Here is a 21,227-nt window from a genome sequence, read left to right on the forward strand (position 1 = left end):
TGATCCGAACTGTCGAAGCGCTTCGACGACACGATAGGACCACGCGGCCGGTCAACACAACGTCTTGACCGGTGGCTCCCCCCACCTCTAGTGTCGAGGCACTTTTGCCCAATTCGGTCCAGCGGCCGTGACCGTCTCGTGAGTGGTGATGACGGTTCTAACCGTCATCACCACTCACGAGGGCATTCCGAGTTCGGTCACGAGAGCGCGGACGTCGATCGCTTCACCGGTCGCGATGGAGCGGTTCGCCGCCAGGCCGACCGCCAAGGACCACATCCCCGCCAGGTGATCGGCCTCCCTCTGTCCTTCTTCCAGCAGCTCGGCGAGCATCCGCTCGTCGCCCCCGCCATGGCCCGCTCCGAGCGGGCCGTCGAAGATCGTCTCGGGCGGCGCCCAGTGCCGCTGCAACGTCAGCCTCGCCCGGTCCCCGGCCTCGTCGTCGGTGCCCGGCGGAAGGCTCACCGGGACCTCGCCGGGCGTGGCCGGACGGGCATGGTCGTTCGTCCGCACCGCGAGTTCGAGCCTGCCCTCGCTGCCGGTGAACGCGACCCGGTAGCCCTCCCACGGCGAGTAGGCGACCAGGTGATAGCTCAGCTGGGGACCACCCTCGTACCGCGCGAGCACAGTCATGTCGTCTTCGATCGTGATGCCCGGACCGAACACGTTCAGGTCCCGCAGGTAGTGATCCTCCTGTTCGGCATCGCGGTACAACGCGTTCAGCCGGGGCGAGAACCCCAGGTCCAGCGCGAACGGATCGCCGTCGGCCGCGCTTTCCCCCGTCGCCCGCTCGTACTCCCGGCGCAGTCCGTGCCGGGCGCCGTTGTCCTCGCCGTAGAAGAACAGCCGCCCCATCGCGAAGACCGTCTCCGGCCTGCTGCCGAGCCACCAGTTCACCAGATCGAAATGGTGACTCGCCTTGTGCACGAGCAGCCCGCCGGAGGCGCCCTTGTCCCGATGCCACCGGCGGAAGTAGTCGGCACCGTGCTGGGTGTCCAGCAACCATTCGAAGTGGACCGAGCCGACGTCGCCCACGGCCCGGTCCGCGAGCAGGTCACGAACCTGCCGGTGCAGGGGGTTGTAGCGGTAGTTGAACCCGACCGTCCCCCTGCCGCCGGTCCGCCGCTGTGCCTCGAGGATCCGGCGGCATCCCACCGCGTCCACGGCCATCGGCTTCTCGGTGATCACGTCACAACCCGCGCCGAGCGCGTCCGCGATCAGGCCCGCGTGCGTATGGTCCGGCGTGCACACGACGACGACGTCGATTCGCTCCTTTCCCAGCATGGCCGTGAAGTCCTCGGCCGGGTAACACGGGACGGGCGCCCGTCCCGTCGCGCCGGTCAGCCAGTCGTTGTGCACGGCCATCCGGGTTCGGTTGCGGTCGCAGAACGCCGCCAGTTCGGCGTGCTCGGCGAGCGCCCGGACGAACAGTTCGGCACGCGACCCGAGCCCGGCTATCGCGTAACGGCGGGGAGCCATGTTCGATCACCTTCCGTTCGGCTCGGGCAAGAGGTCACCTGAGATAAGAGGCGAGGGGGATCTTCTGATCCCGCACCGCTTTCGCCACAACACCCGCGATCTGCCGCGCCCCGGCTGCTTCGAAATGCGTGTGGTCGGCACAGAAGAAGGCGCCCACCGGGCCGCGGGTGTAGTCCCCGTCGTTCGGGCACAACTTGAGCGAGTTGTACAACGTGTAGCTGAGCTTGTGCAGGTCGATCACCGGCACCTGGGCGGCCCGGCCGGCGGCCATGGTCTCGGTGAGGAATCCGCGGTTCCCGACCGCGGTCGCCCCGCTGCACGTGATCGCCGCGACCGGGGTCAGCAGTACGGGCCGGACCCCGCGATCCTTGGCGGCCTTCACCATGACACCGAGGAGTTCCTGGTACCGCGCCGGGCCCACGTGCCGGGGGCAGGTGCGGCTCCCGTCGTTGATCCCGAACTGGATGAAGAGGTAGTCCCCCGCCTTCATCCCGTTCACCGGGTCGAGCATCGACGTCCAGCGCTGGGCGTAGGTCTTCGGGCTGACCACGCATTCCCCGCCGGAATCCATGGTGCTCTGCACGTTCGACTCGTACAACCAGGTCTGCACGCTCCGCCCGGCCACCGCGTTGTTGACCACGGTGACGTCGCCGGTGAACAACGGGCCGAACTGGTTGCCCCAGCCGACCGGGCAGCTGGTCCGGGGATCCGCCATGGTCGAATCGCCCGCCAGCCACACCTTGATCTTGACCGCGGCCGGGTCGGCAGCACTGCGTTGGCCCGTGCCGCCGGGGTCACAGACCGGGGCGGCCGAGGCGGCCGCTTCCCCGCCGCCGATCATCACCGGCATCAGCGCACCCACGACCAAGGCGAGCAACCATTTCCTCGAACGAATCCACATCGGACACTCCTGACTCGGTCACATCGCGAAACTCGGGTGGGGCGGCTGGTTGTAGGCGGTGTTCTGCCAGGCGACCGCGACCCGGTACTGGCGGTCCTGCATCAGCGACGGCCGGGAGATGCCGGTCGAGTCGGTCGTCGAGTAGATCCGCAGCGCCCGGTTGTCGGTGGTCGGCCAGATGACCTCTTCGCGCCAGTCACCGAGGATGTCCGCCGACAGCGCCGGAGTCGCCTTGGTGCCGTTGTTGGACCGCACCCCGGAGGCGGTCAGCAGACGCGTGTCCCCGCCGGTGCCGTACTTGTCGATATGGGTGCCGTCGAGCAGTTCGCGCTGGGCGTCGCCGTCCCACCAGACCACGAAGTTCATCGAACCGGGTTTGCGGCTCGCCACCTGCGCGCCGGTCGCCGCACTGCGCAGCCCGCCGTCCGTCGACGACCAGATCTCCGCACCGGGGTTGCCGGACCAGACGTCCGCCGCCACGCCGCGGCCGGTGTCACAGCCACAGGTCGGTGCCCGGTAGATGACCTGGCCGGTCCGGGCATCGTGCACGTCCATCGACGGCGCGGTCTTGGATTCGTGGACGGTGAACACCTCGAGCCCGGAACGGCTGGGCACCAGGTCACCGACGTGCATCGCGTCGCCGTGACCGAACCCGGTCCGGTACATCAGCGTGCCGTTGTCGTTGATGGTCGCCGAGCCGTAGACGATCTCGTCCTTGCCGTCGGCGTCGACGTCGGCCACGGACAGGTTGTGGTTGCCCTGACCGTAGGCACCGGTGTTGCCGTTCCCGGAGTCGTAGGTCCAGCGACGAGTGAGCTGCCCGTCACGGAAGTCCCAAGCGGAGACCACGGAGCGGGTGTAGTAGCCGCGGGCCATGATGATGCTCGGCCGGGAACCGTCCACATAGGCCGTCCCGGCGAGGAAGCGGTCGACCCGGTTGCCGTAGTTGTCGCCCCAATCCGCGACGTTCCCGCGCGCCGGAACGTAGTTCTCCGTATCGAGCATCGCGCCGTCGGTACCGCGGAAGACTGACAAGAACTCGGGCCCCGACAGGATGTAGCCGCTCGAATTGCGGTGATCGGCGTTGGCGTTGCCGATCACCTGCCCGGTGCCCGAGCGGGTGCCGTCCGCGGTCTTCACCGCGATTTCGGCCCGGTTGTCACCGTCGTAGTCGAACACCTGGAACTGCGTGTAGTGGGCGCCCGCGCGGATGTTGCGCCCGAGATCGATCCGCCACATCCGCGTACCGTTGAGTTTGTACGCGTCGAGATAGACGTTCCCGGTGTAGCCGGACTGCGAGTTGTCCTTGGCGTTGCTGGGATCCCACTTCAGGATGATCTCGTACTGACCGTCCCCGTCGAGGTCGCCGACACTCGCGTCGTTGGCGGAGTAGGTGTACCCCTCGCCTGACGGAGTGGTGCCGCCCGGCGGGATCTGCAACGGCACGTCCCTGGTGGCGGCCGCGATGCCCGCGTCGAAGGTCAGTGACTCCTCGGCACTCGACACGGCGGGCCGCTCGACACCGCCGACGACCGCGCGCACCGAATAGCGCGCGTTCGCCGGGGCTCCCCTGTCCTGATAGGTGGTCGGACCGCCGACCTCGGCGACCTTCACGCCGTCCCGGTAGACGTTGAACCGGACGCCGGGCGGATCATCGGCGAGGAGGCGCCAGCTGACCCGGTTGCCCTCCGCGCCATGGATGTTGAGGACACCCCGGCCGAGCTTGTCCGGTCCCGGCGCTTCGGCCGCCATGACTGCGGCCGGTGCCAGTGCGACGGTCAGGGCGCCGACGAGGGCGATTACGAGCGTACGCATCGATCACTCCGTTCCACGGTTGTTTCAGCCCAGCAGCGGGGCGAGCCGATCGGCGATCTTGCGATGACCGGTGTCGTTCGGGTGGACGTTGTCGGCGGTGTCGGTGGCTTCGTCGATCCAGCCGGTGGTGTCGATGTAGCGGACCTTGGTGTCGCCGGCGTCGGTCACCGTCTTGACGGCGGCCTTCGTCTCGGTGATGTAGCGCTTCCGGAAGGTCTGCATCGCGTGGATGGTCGCGTTGGGATACTTCGCACGGACATTGCGCAGCAAGGTCACGTACGCGCCGCGGAACTGCTCTGACGTCACCCCGTGCCCGACGTCGTTGGTGCCGAGATTGATCACCACGGTGTCGGCTTGGTAGCGCGAGAAGTTCCAGTTCGGCGAGTCCTGGGCGAGGCCGGTCCGGAGGAACCGCTCACTCATCCCGATGCATCCGTCGGAGGCCGGATACAGGCACGCGCCGCCCACCGCGATCTGGGTGTGCCCCGCGCGCAGCCGCTCCCCGACCAGCCAGCCGTAGGCGGTCAACGCCTGGCGGGAGGACCGCTGGCCGACGGTGATCGAGTCGCCGACGAACTCGATGATCCGCGACGGGACCGTCGGCGCCACGGTTCTGGCCCCGGGATCGAGGCTGACCCCTTGGAAGAGCGCGTCGCCGTGGTACGAACCCGCGACCGGGCGGTAGGACACCCGCAGGGTGTGCGTTCCCGCCGCGAGCGGCTTCGGCGTCAGGTTCACCGTGCCGCTGACGTTCACATAGGACACGAACGGCCCACCGTCGATACTGGCGAACAGATCGATCGCCCCCCGCTGACGCAGTTTCACCGTGGTCCCGGTGAAGCCGACCACGACGTACGCACCGGCCCATTCGGAGACGTAGGCGCTCGCCGACCGCGTGTCCCACCGGCCGAAGTACTTGATGTTCGAATCGGTGGGCGACCCGTCCCCCGTCGCGGCCGCGGACCGCGGTGCCGCGGTCGCCACCACCGCCAGCATTCCCACGAGGACGGCGCACACTCGCGCACCCCAACCCGGAAAGCGCTTTCTCACGGGCGCGGATGACATGGTCCTGGTTCTCATAAGGCACTCCATCGAGCCTGCAGAGTTGCGGCGATACGTTTCGACGATGTTCGAGGGCCCCGCCACGGAGGCGGCGGGGCGCGAATTGCGAAGGGGAGCGTGAAAGCGAGGCGTCGAACCGGTTTCCACCGCGGTCACGATGATGCTAACCGAGGCGGCCCACCGAGACAATGGTTCGCCCGTTCGCCCGGTTCTTGGTGATCGGTTCGCGGCAGCCACCTGACCGGACTGTTGACAGCCACCGCCGAGCCTGTTTACCGTCGGTCGGGAAAGCGCTTTCCGAACTCGGTGAAAAGTGCGTTTCCCCATCCCATCGACCCCAGGCGGGCATCGTGGCCCGTCCGGCGGGAGGATCCATCATGACGAAGAAAACCTTGCGTACGGCCATCGCCGTGACCGTGTTGGCGGCGGGGACCATCCTCGGTTCCGCACCGGCGACCGCGGCGTCGTTCGATCTCGCCGGCTGGGCGACCCAAGGCGGCGGTACGACCGGCGGCGGCAGCGCGGCGCCGGTGACCGTGTCGACGTCGTCGGCGTTGATCTCGGCCATGCAGTCCTCGAGTCCGGCGGTGATCCGGGTCTCCGGGTCCATCGCCCTCTCGGGAATGCAGAAGGTCGCCGCCAACAAGACGATCCTCGGCGTCGGCTCCGGCGCCGAGATCACCGGCGGCGGGCTCAACATCACCAAGGTCTCCAACGTGATCGTCCGCAACCTGAACTTCCGGAACTGGTCGGACGACGCGATCAACGTCCAGTATTCGACCAGGGTGTGGATCGATCACAACAGCTTCTCGAACGGCTACGACGGCGCCGTCGACGTCAAACGCGCGTCGGACTACGTCACCGTGTCCTGGAACAAGTTCAGCTCGCACGACAAGACGATGTTGCTGGGGCACAGTGACGACAACGGCGGTGAGGACCGCGGCAAGCTCCGGGTGACCTACCACCACAACTGGTTCGCGGGCACGAACCAGCGCCATCCGCGGGTGCGTTTCGGGAACCCCGTCCACGTGTACAACAACTACTACGCCAGCGTCGGTTCCTACGGCGTCGCGTCCACAATGGAGGCGGGTGTCCTGGTCGAAGGAAACTACTTCGAGAACACGAAGGACCCGTTCCACCGCGGCGAAGGCAGCTCGCCCGCGGGCAGCCTGGTCGCTCGCAACAACCATTTCGTCAACTCCGGCGCCGGTGACGCCGGGGGCAGCGTGAAGAGTCTCCCCTACTCGTATTCCCTCGACGCGGCGGCGAACGTCGCTTCGGTGGTCCGGAGCGGGGCAGGCACCGGCAAGCTCTGAGCCGACCGGTACAGCGGGTCGTGAGTGGTAAGTGTCGTTAGAACGACACTTACCACTCACGACCACCCCGGCCCACCCCGGCCTTTGCCAGCACTTCCCTCGGCACCTTCGCGGTGGCGTCCAGCCGCGGAACGAGGGTGGGTGTCCAGCCGACATCGGTGCCGAGATCCGGGTCGAAGGCGGCGTTGTGCGCCGCGACGACGTCCACCGGGCGCCCGTTCGCCAGGGTCCCGGTGGCGTGGAGCGCCGTCCCCTTCCACCATTTCGCGAAGGTACTCGGACTCACGTCGCGGCCGGTCGCGAAGAAGTTGTTCTCGGCGTAGAGCTTCGACTCGAAGCCGATGCCCCAGGAGTACTCGAACGCGGCGGCCTTCGGCACGGCGTACAGGTTGTTATACACATGGACCTGCCCGAACCGGACCCGCGGCGCGCGTGAGCCGAGGTTCTCGAACAGGTTGTGGTGCAGGGTGACCCGGAGCTTGCCGGCGTCGGCGTCCGGCCGGTCGGTGTTGCCGATCAGCAGTGACTTGTCGTGGTCGTGGAAGTTGTTGTAGGACAACGTCACCAGATCCGAACCGCGGACGACGTCGAGCAGGCCGTCGTGCACTTCGTACGGGCGTCCGAAGTGGACGGCACGCGAGGTGTTACCACCGTCGCTGAACTCGCACCTGTCGACCCAGACGTGGGTGGCGCCCGAAAGCACGAGGTTGTCGTACTCCGAATTCCAGTTCCCGGTGGACCCGTCCGTCGGATCCCACTGCGGGAAGCAGTCGTAGGCATCCTCGAACCGGAGATTGCGGATGATCACGTTGTCCACGCCCGCCGCCCGAAGGGTCAGCCCGCGGAAGGTGGCGTCGTCGCCAAGACCGACGATCGTGGTGTCGGGCCCGACGTCGACGAACACCCGGCTCGCTTGATTGGCCTGCGACCTCGCGCGAGCCTCTTCGATCGGCCCGGAAGGCCGGACCTTTCCCCAGGTGGCCGGGTCGTACTGAGTGAGATACGCCGGCAAGCTGTACCCGGGGTCGGCGTACTGCTCGCAGGTCATGGGCCGGTCGGCGTCGTCGGCATTGCCTTCGATGGTGCCGCGGACCTGGATGATCTTCGGCCCGGCGACGCGCAGGGCCGCGACCAGTTCCGAGCGTGTGTCCACTGTGTACACCTGATCGCGAGTGGCGGCCGAACCGCCGGTGGTGCCGGTCGTGGCGGCGGCCCAGCCGTCCCGTGGGCCGAGTTTCTGACGGCCGAGGTGCTCGAAGTCGGCGTTCGCGGGTGTCGCCGAAACGAGTCCCCATGCGAGTACGGCGGGGAGGATCTTGGCGAGCATCATCTGTTCTCCTCGTGCCAGCGGGGATGAATGCGCCGAGCGAGATAGTCTTCGATCCGGTCCTCCTCCCACTGGCCATCGGCGATGACGGCGTGATGCGTCAGGCCGAGTTCCTCTTCTGGTTCGAGCAGCAGCGGCTCGTGGAAGGTCACCGCGAAGCTGACGACGGGGAACGGCGTCGTGCGGACGTACCACGGCGTGGGGTACACGGGATTCGCCGGGCAGTCCACGAAGACCACGGTGGACGTCCGGAGGCTGACATCGTGCAGCCCGGTGAACGCGAGCCACGCCGCGCGCGTCCCCATCGCGTCGTCGCCGTGGATTCCCGTCGAAGTGAGGACGCCGCCGCCGGTGAAGGACCGCGGACCACGCCAGAACAGCCCGCCGTAGCCCGCGGTCGTCCGCCCTTCGGTCACCGGGCTCCCCCAGCGCAACGGCGTCCCGCTCGTGTTACGCACCCTGGTCTTCCAGGTGAGCAGCCAGGAACCGTCGAGGAAGTCGACGTCGCTGACCTCGATGCTCCGGTCCTCGATCAGCCAGCGCTCGCCCGCCCTGGTCTCCCAGTCGAGGCGGTGCCGCAACCGCACCCGGCCGTCCTCGCATTCCGTGTGCTGCCACCGCACATGCCGCGTCGAGCCGTTGTTGTCGAGCGGGACGTAGCCCCGGCCGCGGACGAACGTCCGGCCGCCCCAGAAGTTCTGCCCGGACAGGTTGGCCACGGTGAACTGCATGCCGTTGTGCCACGGATGATCATGCGGCCGGACCGCGCTCACCACGTCGCCCGCCGTGGTCCTGAGCGGGTGCAGGTACGGTTTCGGCGAATCCGGCCGGGGCACGTCCGGTTCGACCACGTACTCCGCCAGGTCGACGTCCGCCGCCGTGACGACGACGCGCCCCTCCCTCTCGGTCAGCGTCAGGTCACCCATGGAACGCCCAGTTCGGAGAACAGGGCCATCTCCTCGGCCGCGGACTCGACGAATTTCTCGACATGGCGCACGACGTACCGCTGTTCCGGCCCCTCGTCGGCGCGGTCGACCCATTCCGGTGCGATGGGTTTCGGGCCCGGGTGGTCCCGGACCGCCTCGACGAACGCGGTGAACGCCCGTGTCAGCTCCAGCGGGGCGGCCAGCGGGGTCCCTTCGTCGACGTGCCGGACGAGATTCCGCAGCAGATCGGTGGGTGGACCGGCCCGCACGGCCTCACCGTTGATCTCCAGGCGGTCCGATCGATACCACCACCTCGCGGTCCCCTCGGCGCCGTGCAGCACCACATACGGCTCGAAGACCTGGTCGGCACAGAGCGTGGCCGCGGCGACCACGTCGACGCCGTTGTCGAAGGTCAGCCGCGCGCACGCGGTGTCGTCCGCTTCGATCGGCCTGGCGCGGTGGAGTTCGACGTCGATCCGCCTCGGCCGCAGGCCTGCCGTGCCCGCCACGAGCGTCGCCGTGGCCACCGCGTGGGCGAAGGGATTGGTCAATGAACCGTCCACAACGGACTTCCCGTCGAGGACACGCCGACCTGCCCAGCCGTTGCGCCGGTAGTACGAATCACGGCGGATCCACGCCCCGGCCGTGCCCACTCCACGTGGCTCGCCCACGGCACCGGCTTCGACGGCCTCGCGCAGCACCGTCAAGGCCGCCGATCCGAAGCTTTGAAAGCCGACCTGGCATTCCACCCCCGCGGCGGACGCCCGTTCCGACAGGAGGTCGAAGGCCGCGAGATCGAGTACGGGTGGCTTTTCCAGCAGTACCTGACATCCCGCGTCCACGGCGGCCAGCGCGGCGTCCAGATGCGTATGCGGCGGGGTGGCGATCACCGCTATGTCCGGCTCGGCCTGCCTCAGCAACTCCTCGATACTCCGGGTGACCACGGCTCCGGGCGGCAGGAGGTCCGTCGACTCCGGTGAAGGATCCCGCACGTCACAGGCACCGGCGAGGACGATCTCGCCGTCGTCGTGCAGGACCCGCGCCCGGCGCAGATGCACCAGCGCGTACCCGGCCGTCCCGAAGACGACCACCTTCGGCGCCGTCACGGGGCCGTCCCCGCGGCGGCCATGGTCAGCGGCCCGGCCACGATCAGCAGCATCAGCGGCTGCATCCAGACCACGAATCCGGCCACAGCCACGGCCGCGGCGAGCAACGCCGAACCCCGGACATCCCGGCTGAGATACAGGGCCGTCCGCAACGCCACCCGCCATCGTTCCCCAGGAGCCACCACCGAGCACGTCCGCAGGACCACGACCACCGACGCGGCCAGCAGGAGCGTGAGCACCACCGCGAGCGACCGTCCGCCGGGAAGACCCGCGCCGAACAAGGCCAGGTCGGCGCACAGCACGGTGATCACCGCGACCGCGACGGCGCTGAACGGGACTCCCCCGGGCAAGTGACGGACGAACGCGTCGCGAAAGGCCGGGAACATCGGCGGCGAATCGCCGTCCCGCCACCGGCGGGCCACGGCACAACCGGCCGCGAAGGCGGGTCCGGCGGTGACCACGGGCACCGATCCCAGGCATACGAGCATCCCCAGCAGGAGACAGTCGGAGAACTCCGTCAGCCGGTCGAGCCGGGTCGCCTTCATCGCTTTCACCCCTTCATCCCGCTGGTGTTCACGCCTTCGACGAGCAGGCGCTGGAACACCAGGAAGAACAAGACGATCGGCACCAGCGCCAGCGCCGACATCGCGAACATCGCGCCGAAGTTGGACTGGCTGCTGGTGTCCACGAACAGCCGGAGTCCCAGTGGGACGGTGAACTTCTCCGCGTCGTTGAGGTACACCATCTGCGTGAAGAAGTCGTTCCACGTCCAGATGAACGTGAAGATCGACGTCGTGACGAGCGCCGGTTTCGCCAGTGGCAGCACCACGTTCCAGAACGTCCGGTACACGCCGCAGCCGTCGATGGTGGCGGCTTCGTCCAGCTCTCGGGGGATCCCGCGCATGAACTGCACGATGAGGAAGACGAAGAACGCCTCGGTGGCGAGGAGCTTCGGCAGGATCAACGGCAGGAAGGTGTTGGCGAACCCGGCCTGCTTGAAGATCACGTACTGCGGGATCAGCGTGGCGTGGTGCGGCAGCATCAGGGTCGCGATCATGAAGACGAACAGCGGCCCGGAGAACCGGAACCGCAGCCGGGCGAACGCGTACGCCGCCAAGGTGCACGACACCAGATTGGCCAGCACCGAGCCGAACGCGACGAGGAAGGAGTTCAGGAAGAACGTGCCGAACCCGATCCCCGCCGCCCCTTCCCAGCCCTGCCGGTAGCCGTCCAGCACTATTTCGCTGGGCAGCAGGCTGAGGCTGGACAGCACTTCGGCCGGCGGCTTGACCGACGCGAAAGTCAGCCACACCAGCGGATACAGCACCACCGCGACGGCGGCCACGCACAGGACGTGCCAGATGATCGTCTTCAGCCGGACGGTCATGACTTGGTCCCCGTCCGCTCGTCACCGTAGAAGACCCACAGCCGGGCGGACCGGAAGATCACCGCGGTGACGAGCGCGATCACGGCGAGCAGCACCCACGCCATCGCCGAGGCGTAGCCCATTTCGAAGTCCTCGAAACCGGCTTGGTACAGGTACAACGTGTAGACCAGCGCCGAATCGGCCGGGCCGCCGCGGCCGCCGCCGATCACGAAGGCGGGGGTGAACACCTGGAAGGCGTGGATGGCCTCCAGCACCAGGTTGAAGAAGATGACCGGTGAGAGCATCGGCAACGTGATGTGCCAGAACCTGCGTGTGGCACCGGCACCGTCCACTTCGGCCGCTTCATACAGCTCGCGCGGGATCTGCTTGAGCCCGGCCAGGAAGATCACCATCGGCGCGCCGAACTGCCAGACCGTCAGGAGGATGATCGACCAGAGCGTGTACGCGGGGTCGTCGATCCAGCTGGGGGTGTCCCAGCCGATTCCGTCCAGCAGTTCGTTCACCGTGCCGCCTTCGGTGAACATCGCCCGCCACACCAGCGCGGCGGCCACACTCGCCCCGAGCAGGGAGGGGGCGTAGAAGGCCGCGCGGTAGAAGCCGTTCGACGCGGCGCGCGTGTTCAGCATCATCGCGACCAGCAGCGAAACGCCCAGTTTCAGCGGGACCGCGACGAGGACGTACAGCAGGGTGACCTTGACCGACTGCAGGTACCGGTCGTCCTCGGTGAACATGTGGACGTAGTTGTCGAGCCCGACCCAGCGTGGCGAGGTGAACAGGTCGTACTCGGTGAAGGACAGGTACAGCGAGACGATCATCGGCCCGACCGTCAGCGCGACGGCTCCGATGATCCACGGCGTGAGGAAGACGTAGGCCTGCGGCTGGTGATCGGCGCGGCGCCGTCGGGCCCCACGGGGGCGGCGATCCCGTGGGGCCGTCGGCGCCACCGACTTGGACGGCGGCGTTCCACGAAGGACGGTCATCCCTATTTCAAGTCCTTCTGTGCTTCGGACATGAATCTGCCGACGGCGTCGTCCAGGCTGAGGCGCTCGAACGCGACCTCTTCGTAGGTACGCTGCAGCAGCTTCTGGATGGCGCCCGCTCCCTTGGGCGGCACGGCGGGCGCGGGGCCGAGCTTCGGTTCGATCGCCGCCTCGTAGGCGAAGATCACCTTGTTCGTGCCGGTCGCCTCCGCGGCCAGCTGACCGCGGATCTTCAGGTTCGGCGGCAGCCCCCGTTCCGCGCCGAGGATCTTGCCCGCCTCGGGATCGTTGATCAGGAAGTTCACCAGTTTCGCGGAAGTCTCCTGTGCCTTGCCCCTCGCCGAGACGGACAGGAACATCGCCGGCCGCCGGTACTGACCGGTGTTGGCGGGATCGTCCGACGGGTAGGGCGCGACCGCGAGGTCCTTGCCGCGTGCCTTCTGATAGCCGGGATACACGCTGTCATAAGCGAATTCCGCGTTCGTGAGCTTCTTGCCCAGCGGTGACTGCTCCGGTGAGGTGTTGTTGGACGCGGTCACGTCGGCGGACGACCCGGCCCTGGTGGTCCGGAACCTGCCGGCCAGCTCCCAGAAGGCGCGCAGGTCCCCGGCTCCGAAACCCAGCTCGCCTTTCGCCGTATAGAAGGATTTCCCGTGCTGCCGCAACCAGATCTCCAGCGCGCTGTCGAGCAGCCCGAAGTCGGTCACGCCCCGGGTCGTGAACCCGCTGGCGGCACTGACCTTCTCGGCGGCCGCGCGGAAGGCCTCCCACGTCATCGGTTTGCTCAGGTCCGCTCCGGCCGCCTGATACGCGTCCGGGTCGTACACCAGCGACGAGGCGTTCTGCGCCCACGGGACGGCGAACCGCTTGCCGTCGATCGTCCCGGTCGCGGCCAGCTCCGGGTTGAGGTCGGCGAGCGACACCTGTTTGCCGGCACCTTCGTTGAGGTCCAGCAGCACCTTCCGTTCCCCGTATTCGGAGAGGTAGCGGGTGTCCATCGTCATCACGTCGGGCGGGCTTCCCCCGGCGGTCTGGGTCGCGACCTTGTCCCAGTAGGCGTTGTACGCCGAAAAGGTGGTGTTCACCTTGATGCCCGGGTTCCGCTGCTCGAACAGCTCGACGGCCTTCTTCGTGATCGTGGCCCGCCCGTCGCTGCCCCACCAGGCGAAGGAAATGGTCACCTCGCCACCCGCGCCGTCCGCACCGGATCCGCACGCGGCCAGCAGCGGCGCTACCGCGAGGGCGAGGATCGCCGACCGCAGCCGGAGTCTCCGTGAGCTCATGCCCAGCTCCATCCCCAGTCACGCAACACACCCAGTCGCGCAACTTGCACAACTTTCAGAAAGTGTGACTGTGAGCGTGAACCGTAAAACCGGCGCAAAGCCGCTGTCAACGGCCGATTAGGTGGCTAGCCAGCCGTTTGACAAGAGAACTCGCGCTGCGCGATCATGTCATTTCTTTCTGCAAGGAAGCGGGGAGGAGGACGGTATGCGTCGAGACCTCGGCTGGCCGATGCCCGCTGACGACGTCATCCCAGGGGACGGCGGGGCGCAGGCCACCGCTTCGGGCGTGATCGGGGTGCTCGTCGCCGACCTGACAGACCCGTTCTCCGCACGGATCATCGACGGCGTCCAGCACCAGATGTTCCTCGCCGACCACCTGGCCTTGGTGTGCAGCACCGGCGACGACCCGCTTCGCGAGATCGCGCAATTGGACCGGCTGCGGCGGCTGCGGGCCCGCGGTGTCATCCTCATTGGCGGCACCGTCCGCGGTCTGCGGCACCGGCTCGAACTTTCCAAGCTGCTGAAGGACTTCCTCCGCCGGGGCGCCGACGTCGTCCTGTGCGGCAGACCGCCGCTCCCCGGCCTGCACCAGGCGAGCACCATCACCTTCGACAACGTCGGCGGGACGATCCGGCTGATCGAGTTCCTGATCGGGCTCGGCCACCGGCGGATCGGCTATCTCACCGGCCCGCCCCGCGACCCCGCGACCCGGGAACGCTTGCGCGGGTTCCGGGCCGCCACCCGCGAACACGACCCGCGGCTGGTGGTCGAGGGTGCGTTCACCTGGGATTCGGGTTGGCGGGCCAGTCAGGAATTGTTGCGGCACAACGACGTCACCGCGATCGTCGCGGCGAACGATCTGATGGCGCGGGGTGCGCTGGCCGCCGCCCGCGCACTGGGGAAGGCAGTCCCCGGGCAACTGTCGGTCGCCGGTTTCGGGGACGCCGGATTCTGCCGGGACACCCGGCCGCCGCTGACCACCGTCCGGCTTCCCCTGCAGGAGGCTGGCGCCGAGGCGGGACGGCTCGCGTGCGGGATCGGCGCCCCGCCACGGACCGGCGTGCTCCGGCTCGGCAGTGAACTCGTGGTGCGGCGGACCACCGGGGTCAGGAGCTGACCGGCACCCGGTGGACACCACGCCACCACCGATTCGGACCCGCCCACGGCACACCGATCTCCGAGAACAGGGCGAGCCGTTCCGCGGCCACGGCGACCTCTTCGGCGATCCCCCGCACCACCGGATGCCGGGCCGGACCCGCCCCGACACTGCGGATCCAGCCGTCGGGGATCGGCGCGGGCTCGGGGGCGTCCCGCACTGCCTGCACGACCGAAGCGAACGCACGGGTCCTGGTCAACGGGGCGAGCAACGGGATCTCTTCCGGATTCCGCCGGTGTTCGATCAGATTGCGCAGCAGATCCGCCGGGGGCGCCACGGGGATCCGCTCGTCGTTGATTTCGAGGCGATGGGTCTTGTACCAGAACTTCGCCCGCCCACCGGTGCCGTGCACCAGGACGTACGGCTCGTGATCCTGTTCCGCGCACAGCGAAGCCGCCACGACGATCTCCGGACCCTGATCGAACCGGAGTCGCAGGCACGCGGTGTCGTCCGCTTCGAGATCCCGGGTGCCGAACAGTTCCAGTGCGATGTCCGACGGATCCTGCTCCTCGACCCCGGCGACCAGCAACGCGGTGGCGACGGCGTGCGAGAACGGGTTCGTGAGTGCCCCGTCCACCACCGCCTCGCCGTCCAGCCACCGGCGGCCCGCCCACGGATTGCGCGCGTAGTAGGCGTCGGTGCGGACCCACGCGCCCGCCGCGCCGACCCCGGTGACCTCGCCCAGCTCGCCCCGGGCGATCGCGGCCGCCAGCGGGGGCAGCGCCGCCGATCCGAAACTCTGGAATCCCGTCTGGCAGATCCGGCCGGAGCGCGCGGCGAGTCCGGTCAGTTCGAGATACCCGTCGAGATCGAGTACCGGCGGCGTCTCGATCAGCAGATCTCCCCCTGCCAGCAGGACGGACTCGGCCATCGCCCGATGCGTGTGGGGAGGCGACACGACCACCACGACGTCCGGGCTCTCCGAGCGCATCAGCGCGTCGATGTCCCGGTGCACGGTGGCGCCGTCGGGCAGCAGCCCGAGTGCGGCGGGAGACGGCTCACGGATGTCGCAGAGCGCCGTGAACTCGATGAGGCCCTCGTCGTGCAGGTCGCGTGCCCTGCGCAGATAAGTGGCCGCATAGCCCGACGTGCCGACGACGGCAAGGCGTGCGGTACCCGCCATTGGGTCTCCGATCCTGCAAGTTTGCCGGTTTTCTGCGAGCCAACGCTAGGGGCGGCCGCTCCTGGATGTCAAGAACGAAAACGCAGGTAGGAGCCGCTTTTATGGGCAGGCCGGAGGACGGCGCGAGGTCGCGAATTGACAAGGCGGCAGACCGTTTACATGATGTTGTGCAAGTCTGCGCAAAGGGAGTTTCGTGACCGTCACCATCTACGACGTCGCTCAACGGGCGAAGGTGTCCATCTCGACGGTCTCCCGGACGTTCACGACCCCCGATCTGGTCAGGGCCGAGACACGGAACCGCATTCTCGCCGCGGCGGGCGAACTCGGGTACTCCCCCGTCGGCGGGCCGCGCAAACCGGCGAAATCCACCGGGCAGCTCGGGATCATCGTCTCCGACCTCGACAGCCAGTTCTTCACGGGCGTCCTCGACGGAGCACAGGCCAGGGCCAGACAGGACGACGTCGCCGTGCTTTTCGCCAACAGCGGCCAAGACCCTGTCGTCGAGGAAAACCTCGCCCGCAGCATGGCCAAACAGGTCGACGGCCTGGTGCTCTGCAGCCCCAGCATGTCGGACGAACAACTCCACGAGCTGGCCGGGCACACCTGGCTGGTCCTGCTGAACCGCGAGGTCGACGGCATCCCGTCGGTGGTGGTGGACAGTCCGGGCGGGATGCGCCAGGCCGTCCAGCACCTCGCCGCGCTCGGCCACCGGAAATGCGCGTTCATCGGCGGGCCGAAGGATTCCTGGTCCTCGGCCGCCCGCAGGCGCGGGCTGCTGCCCGCCGCGGACGAGCACGGGATCGAGGTCGCGGAGTTCGGGCCGTTCCCGGCGCGGTTCGAAGGCGGGCTGCAGGGCGCGGACCTCGCGCTCGCCGCCGGCGTCACCGCCATCGTCGCGTACAACGACATGGTCGCTTTCGGTGTGCTGGCCCGGCTGAACGCCCGCGGGGTCCCGGTACCGGACGAAATCAGCCTGGTGGGCTTCGACGATCTCGTCTTCGCCGCGATCTCGGCGCCCCCGCTGACCACGGTGTCGATCCCCGCCGAGGCGGCGGGCCGCGCTGCTGTCAACGTCCTGCTCGCCCTGCTCGAAGACGACCAGCGGGTGGCGGCCAACCAAGCGCTGGACACGTACCTCATCGTCCGGGCCACCACCGCGCCGCCGTCGGCGACCCAGCACTGAGCGGCCGTTCCCGGCTGCGACAGCGCCTGTTCGGCCACCACTCGGTCTCCCTCGAACGTTAGCGTTAACACAACGGAGCCGCATTCACGGTATCGACAACGCCTCCGGGAGTAAGGCGAATCCGAGTAACGGTCCGATCACGAGGAGTGTTCGAGGAGGCCGGCGACTCAGCGGCGCGTGCTGTCGCGGAGCACGACCTCGCCCTTGATCCGGACCACCCGCTTGCGACCGCCCTCCCGTGCGTCGTCGAGCACCAGTGACGCGGCCTTCCGGCCCATTTCCTCCAGCGGGAGGCGGACCGTGGTCAACGTGGGCGCGAGATCCCGCAGCGAAGGGATGTCGTCGAAACCCGCGATCGCGATGTCCTCCGGGACGCGGAGCCCACGATCACGCGCGGCGGCCATCGCCCCGATCGCCATCACGTCGTTGACCGCGAATACGCAGCCGGGCCTTCGCGGCCGATCGAGGAGTTCGTTCATCGCCCGGTACCCGCCGTCTCGGACGAATTCGCTGTGGACGACCACTTCGGCCCGCCTGCCCCGTTTGGCGAGCCCGTCGACGAAACCGTCGACCCGGTCCCGCGCCGTCAGCAGATTCTTGGGGCCACCGAGAACGGCGAAGGAACGATGCCCGAGCCCGGTCAACGCCGACGCCAATTCCCTGGCGCCGGACCGGTTCTGTGGCAGCACGGTGTCGGCGCCCAGCTTGTCCTGACCGATCACCGCCACTCGGCCGCCACCGGAGACGAACTCCGCGATCGCCTCGGCCAGCCGTTTGGTGTGGCCGGTGTCGGTGGTCCGGCTGCCGACCAGCACGATGCCGCGGACCTGGCGCGCCCGCATCGTCGTCACGTAGCGCAGTTCCTGTTCCGGGCGGTGCAGGGTCGTTCCCAGCATCAGCTCGCCGTGCGGTTCGACCACGGTGAGAGCGGCCGCCGCGATCACCGAGAAGTACGGGTCCTGGATATCGGCGACCACGAGCCCCACGACGTCGCTGCGGCCGCGAGCGACAGCCTGCGCGAAGGCGTTGGCGGTGTAGCCGAGTTCGGCCGCCGCCGCGAGCACCCGTTCGCGAAACCGCTTGCCCACAACACGTTCACTGCCGTTGACGACCCTCGACGCCGTGGCCAGCGAAACACCGGCCCTCTCGGCGACATCCGCCAAGGTGATCTGCGAACCCACGCCGCCCCCGCTCCGGAAACCGGTTTCCCATCATACCCACCGTCGGCACATCATCCCGTAACACTCTGGCGCGTGGGGGACACTCCCACTACAGTGCACTAACGCGATTTTTTCTCACGTTTCCGGATCAGGATGAGCGACCCGTTCGGCGGTCCTACCTACCGAGGTGAAGCCATGAAACGACTTTTCTTCCTCCTGTCCGCGGTTCTGCTGCTCGCGCCGCTACCCGCCGGAGCGGCCGCGGCCGAGTCACCACCACTGTGGTTCGACAACGGATCCGTGGCCCTCTCCGGCGACGTGTTCCGGGACGAACACGGCCGCGAGGTGGTCCTCCGCGGCTTCAACGTGTCCGGGGAGGCCAAGCTCGCCGAATTCCGGGGCCTGCCGTTCGCGACGGTGGACGACGCCCGGACCTCCGCCGCCGCCATGCGGCGGCTGACCGGCGCGAACGCGGTGCGGTTCCTGGTGACCTGGGCGTGGATCGAACCGGAGCCGAGGAAGATCGACTATACGTATCTGGCCAAGGTCGCCGAGCAGATCTCCGCCTTCACCGGCCAAGGCATCCGGGTCTACCTGGATTTCCACCAGGACCTGTTTTCGAGGTACCTGTTCAATCCCGGAAGCTGGTACACCGGCGACGGGGCACCCGCTTGGCTGGTCCGCGCGGGTGGTTATCCGCCGGAATCCTGCGGTCTCTGTTTCCACTGGGGACAGAACGTCAAGAACAACAAGGCCGTCACCAGCGCGACATACGACTTCTGGCACAACCGTGAACTCTCGACCGAGGCGGGGCCGATCCGGATCAAGGACGAGTTCGTTTATCAGGCGGGCGAAACCCTGCGCTTCCTCAAGGAGAACCTCTCCCCCGCCGCGTTCCGGCTCGTTCTCGGCGCCGACCCGCTCAACGAGCCCTATGCCGGCCGCTACGACTCCGGACAGACCGGCCCGACCTGGGAACGTGACCTGCTTTGGCCGTTCTACCAACAGTTCCGCGCCCGGATGGACCAATCCGGCTGGGGCGACAAGGCGGCCTTCGTGGAGCCGCACATGTTCTGGAACCAGAACGTGGACCTCGTCGCCGAACCCGGCGGCCTGACCGGCGTGGCCTCGCTCGGCAACCGCTACGTGTTCAATTCGCACTTCTACGACGGCAAGGCACAATCGGGAGTCCTCAAACCCGGATTGGCCGGCGACGGTGAGTACGTCAAGGACTTCGGCCTGATCCGCGACCGTTCCCAGGCCCTCGGCACGACCGGCATCGTCTCCGAGTTCGGTCATCCGGTCGCGGGGTACACCTCCGACAAGGCGCCCACCGTGCTCAAGGCGATGTATCAGGCGCTGGATTCCCGGGTGACCGGCGCGAACTGGTGGTCCGGCGCGACGGGCTCCGGGCGGCCCTTGTCCGCCAGCCAATGGCATTGGGACATCTACTACAACCGCCACCACGAGCTGATGAACGACAATCCGGACAAGGTCCGCACCGAAGGCGACGCCATGAACGACGAGCACTTCTCCGCGGTGCGGACCGACGGCGGCGGCGCGACCCTCACCATGGACGGCAAGCTCGTCGACCGGGTCTTCCCGCGCATGGTCGCGGGTGACACCAAGGCGTTCACCTACGAAGACCGGGCGGTCGCGTCCTGGAACCGGATCCCCGATTCGATGCCCGCGCTGAAACGGGTCGTCGGCGCGGGACAGTACGGCGTGCTCGTGTGGCGTTCGAACGGCGGCAAGGCACCGACCGAACTGCACCTGCCTTCGTCGTTCACCCGCACGGGCACGACCGTGGTCAGCGATCTCGGCTCCACCACGGGATTACCGTCGTACACCGGCTCCGAACCGGTGTCGATCGCCGCGGAACCGGGAGAACCCGGCGTCAACCGGCTGATGCTCGCGTCCACCGACAGCGGCCGCGTGCACTTCGCGTTCGTCGGCAACGGATCCGGGGTGACACCGGCCGACCGTGACGCCGCGCGGGCGGAACTGGCGGCCTGGGTCGCCGCGAAGTTCCCCTGACCCGGACGGCGCTCTTGCGGAAAGCGCTTTCCCGACCGTACTCTCACCTTCGAGCCCGGCTTCCACGCTGCACAGGCTTTCCCACGGGGATAGCCAAACCAGGAGGTACGACCGGAGGTTTTCCATGACCAGCAAGGGATGGCGCCGCGTCTTGTCGAGCGTAGCCGCCGCGGTCTTCGCGGCGAGCGCGATCGTGATGCTCGCGCAACCCGCGCAAGCACTCACACCACCGAAGGCGAACGGCGAAGAAACCGTGACGGCCACCGTCAAGTTCTCGGGCTCGCGGGACTACGGGATGAAACGGATCATCCCCCAGGGGCTGGGCGGCGGCGGTGGCAGCGAGAGCCAGAAGGCGGTCTTCGAACTCGCCGACGGGGCCACGCTCGCCAACGTGATCATCGGCAAACCCGGCGCCGACGGCGTGCACTGCCTCGGCACCTGCACGTTGCGCAACGTGTGGTGGGAGGATGTGGGCGAGGACGCCGCCACGTTCAAGGGCACCTCGGCCTCGCAGACGATGACCATCGACGGGGGCGGCGCGCTGAGCGCGAGCGACAAGGTCTTCCAGCACAACGGTCCCGGCACGATGATCATCCGGAATTTCGCCGCGCAGGGCATCGGCAAGCTTTACCGGGCCTGCGGCGACTGCAGCAACAACCCGCAGAACCGGCACGTGCGGGTGGAGAACGTACGGATCGAGATGTCGGCGAAGAACGTCGTCAGCATCAACGTGAACTACGGCGACACCGCGCGGCTGAGCAAGGTCACCCTTGTCGGCGACAGCGGCAAGAAGGTCTCGATCTGCGACAAGTACAACGGCGTCAAGAAGGGTGACGGGTCTTCGAAGAAGGTCGGCACCGGAGCGGACGGCAAGAACTGCATCTACTCCGCTTCCGACGTCATCTACAAATAGCGCCCGCTCGTTCGGACGCGGTGCGATTGGTCGAGCAGGCTTCGGGGACGCCGCGGGCGCCACGCTTGAGACGCTG

At 67.9% G+C, this 21,227-nt stretch carries 18 protein-coding genes; 5 read left to right on the forward strand and 13 right to left on the reverse strand.

The window, feature by feature from the left end:
• Positions 1 to 174: 174 nt before the first annotated feature.
• Genes SD37_RS23535 through SD37_RS23550 form a run of 4 tightly spaced genes read right to left on the reverse strand, consistent with a single transcriptional unit; the run spans position 175 to position 5,209 of the window.
• Positions 175 to 1,476, reverse strand: coding sequence for a Gfo/Idh/MocA family oxidoreductase (locus SD37_RS23535; RefSeq protein WP_065912946.1), 1,302 nt, complete (start codon positions 1,474 to 1,476; stop codon positions 175 to 177).
• Positions 1,477 to 1,510: 34 nt separating this feature from the next.
• Positions 1,511 to 2,377, reverse strand: coding sequence for an SGNH/GDSL hydrolase family protein (locus SD37_RS23540; protein ID WP_044854869.1), 867 nt, complete (start codon positions 2,375 to 2,377; stop codon positions 1,511 to 1,513).
• An 18-nt stretch (positions 2,378 to 2,395) separates the two neighbouring features.
• A complete protein-coding gene (locus SD37_RS23545; RefSeq protein ID WP_044854868.1) occupies positions 2,396 to 4,192 on the reverse strand; it encodes a rhamnogalacturonan lyase in 1,797 nt (598 codons plus the stop codon).
• Positions 4,193 to 4,216: 24 nt separating this feature from the next.
• Positions 4,217 to 5,209: an SGNH/GDSL hydrolase family protein gene (locus SD37_RS23550; protein ID WP_236725096.1), complete on the reverse strand. Its 993-nt coding sequence runs from the start codon at positions 5,207 to 5,209 to the stop codon at positions 4,217 to 4,219.
• Positions 5,210 to 5,631: 422 nt separating this feature from the next.
• On the opposite strand from SD37_RS23550, the gene SD37_RS23555 reads away from it, so the two are divergent.
• On the forward strand, positions 5,632 to 6,570 hold the full coding sequence (locus SD37_RS23555; protein WP_044854866.1) for a pectate lyase family protein: 939 nt from the start codon (positions 5,632 to 5,634) through the stop codon (positions 6,568 to 6,570).
• Between the two features lie 49 nt (positions 6,571 to 6,619).
• Here SD37_RS23555 and SD37_RS23560 read toward each other — a convergent pair whose 3' ends face one another.
• The 7 genes from SD37_RS23560 to SD37_RS23590 are packed head-to-tail and all read right to left on the reverse strand — an operon-like array spanning position 6,620 to position 13,579.
• The gene (locus SD37_RS23560; protein ID WP_236725097.1) at positions 6,620 to 7,900 is read right to left on the reverse strand and encodes a pectate lyase family protein; all 1,281 of its coding nucleotides are present in this window, start codon (positions 7,898 to 7,900) and stop codon (positions 6,620 to 6,622) included.
• The gene (locus SD37_RS23565; RefSeq protein WP_044854865.1) at positions 7,897 to 8,823 is read right to left on the reverse strand and encodes a DUF6807 domain-containing protein; all 927 of its coding nucleotides are present in this window, start codon (positions 8,821 to 8,823) and stop codon (positions 7,897 to 7,899) included. The genes SD37_RS23560 and SD37_RS23565 overlap by 4 nt, the downstream gene beginning before the upstream one ends.
• Complete coding sequence (locus SD37_RS23570; protein WP_044854864.1) at positions 8,811 to 9,929, reverse strand: Gfo/Idh/MocA family protein; 1,119 nt, start codon at positions 9,927 to 9,929, stop codon at positions 8,811 to 8,813. The genes SD37_RS23565 and SD37_RS23570 overlap by 13 nt, the downstream gene beginning before the upstream one ends.
• Positions 9,926 to 10,474 carry a DUF624 domain-containing protein gene (locus SD37_RS23575; RefSeq protein WP_044855044.1) on the reverse strand — a complete coding sequence of 183 codons (549 nt, stop codon included), beginning with the start codon at positions 10,472 to 10,474 and terminating at the stop codon, positions 9,926 to 9,928. The genes SD37_RS23570 and SD37_RS23575 overlap by 4 nt, the downstream gene beginning before the upstream one ends.
• Before the next feature lie 5 nt (positions 10,475 to 10,479).
• Entirely contained in the window at positions 10,480 to 11,316 is an 837-nt protein-coding gene (locus SD37_RS23580) for a carbohydrate ABC transporter permease (protein WP_044854863.1), read from the reverse strand.
• Entirely contained in the window at positions 11,313 to 12,296 is a 984-nt protein-coding gene (locus SD37_RS23585) for a carbohydrate ABC transporter permease (RefSeq protein WP_044854862.1), read from the reverse strand. The genes SD37_RS23580 and SD37_RS23585 overlap by 4 nt, the downstream gene beginning before the upstream one ends.
• Positions 12,297 to 12,298: 2 nt before the next feature.
• Entirely contained in the window at positions 12,299 to 13,579 is a 1,281-nt protein-coding gene (locus SD37_RS23590) for an ABC transporter substrate-binding protein (RefSeq protein ID WP_044854861.1), read from the reverse strand.
• Between the two features lie 205 nt (positions 13,580 to 13,784).
• On the opposite strand from SD37_RS23590, the gene SD37_RS23595 reads away from it, so the two are divergent.
• Positions 13,785 to 14,696: a LacI family DNA-binding transcriptional regulator gene (locus SD37_RS23595; RefSeq protein ID WP_052675077.1), complete on the forward strand. Its 912-nt coding sequence runs from the start codon at positions 13,785 to 13,787 to the stop codon at positions 14,694 to 14,696.
• On the opposite strand, the gene SD37_RS23600 is transcribed toward SD37_RS23595, so the two are convergent.
• Positions 14,686 to 15,858 carry a Gfo/Idh/MocA family protein gene (locus tag SD37_RS23600; RefSeq protein WP_044854860.1) on the reverse strand — a complete coding sequence of 391 codons (1,173 nt, stop codon included), beginning with the start codon at positions 15,856 to 15,858 and terminating at the stop codon, positions 14,686 to 14,688. The two genes, SD37_RS23595 and SD37_RS23600, sit on opposite strands and share 11 nt — an antisense overlap.
• Before the next feature lie 193 nt (positions 15,859 to 16,051).
• Between SD37_RS23600 and SD37_RS23605 the strand changes: the two genes are divergently transcribed.
• Positions 16,052 to 17,041, forward strand: a complete 990-nt coding sequence (locus SD37_RS23605) for a LacI family DNA-binding transcriptional regulator (protein WP_044854859.1) — start codon at positions 16,052 to 16,054, stop codon at positions 17,039 to 17,041.
• 167 nt (positions 17,042 to 17,208) lie between these two features.
• Here the strand turns inward: SD37_RS23605 and SD37_RS23610 are convergent, their stop codons facing one another.
• A complete protein-coding gene (locus tag SD37_RS23610; RefSeq protein ID WP_044854858.1) occupies positions 17,209 to 18,222 on the reverse strand; it encodes a LacI family DNA-binding transcriptional regulator in 1,014 nt (337 codons plus the stop codon).
• Positions 18,223 to 18,396: 174 nt separating this feature from the next.
• On the opposite strand from SD37_RS23610, the gene SD37_RS23615 reads away from it, so the two are divergent.
• A complete protein-coding gene (locus SD37_RS23615) occupies positions 18,397 to 20,238 on the forward strand; it encodes a cellulase family glycosylhydrolase (protein WP_044854857.1) in 1,842 nt (613 codons plus the stop codon).
• A 124-nt stretch (positions 20,239 to 20,362) separates the two neighbouring features.
• The gene (locus tag SD37_RS23620) at positions 20,363 to 21,151 is read left to right on the forward strand and encodes a pectate lyase (RefSeq protein ID WP_044854856.1); all 789 of its coding nucleotides are present in this window, start codon (positions 20,363 to 20,365) and stop codon (positions 21,149 to 21,151) included.
• Positions 21,152 to 21,227 lie beyond the last annotated feature (76 nt).

The organism is Amycolatopsis orientalis, from assembly GCF_000943515.2.
Classification (GTDB): Bacteria; Actinomycetota; Actinomycetes; order Mycobacteriales; family Pseudonocardiaceae; genus Amycolatopsis; species Amycolatopsis orientalis.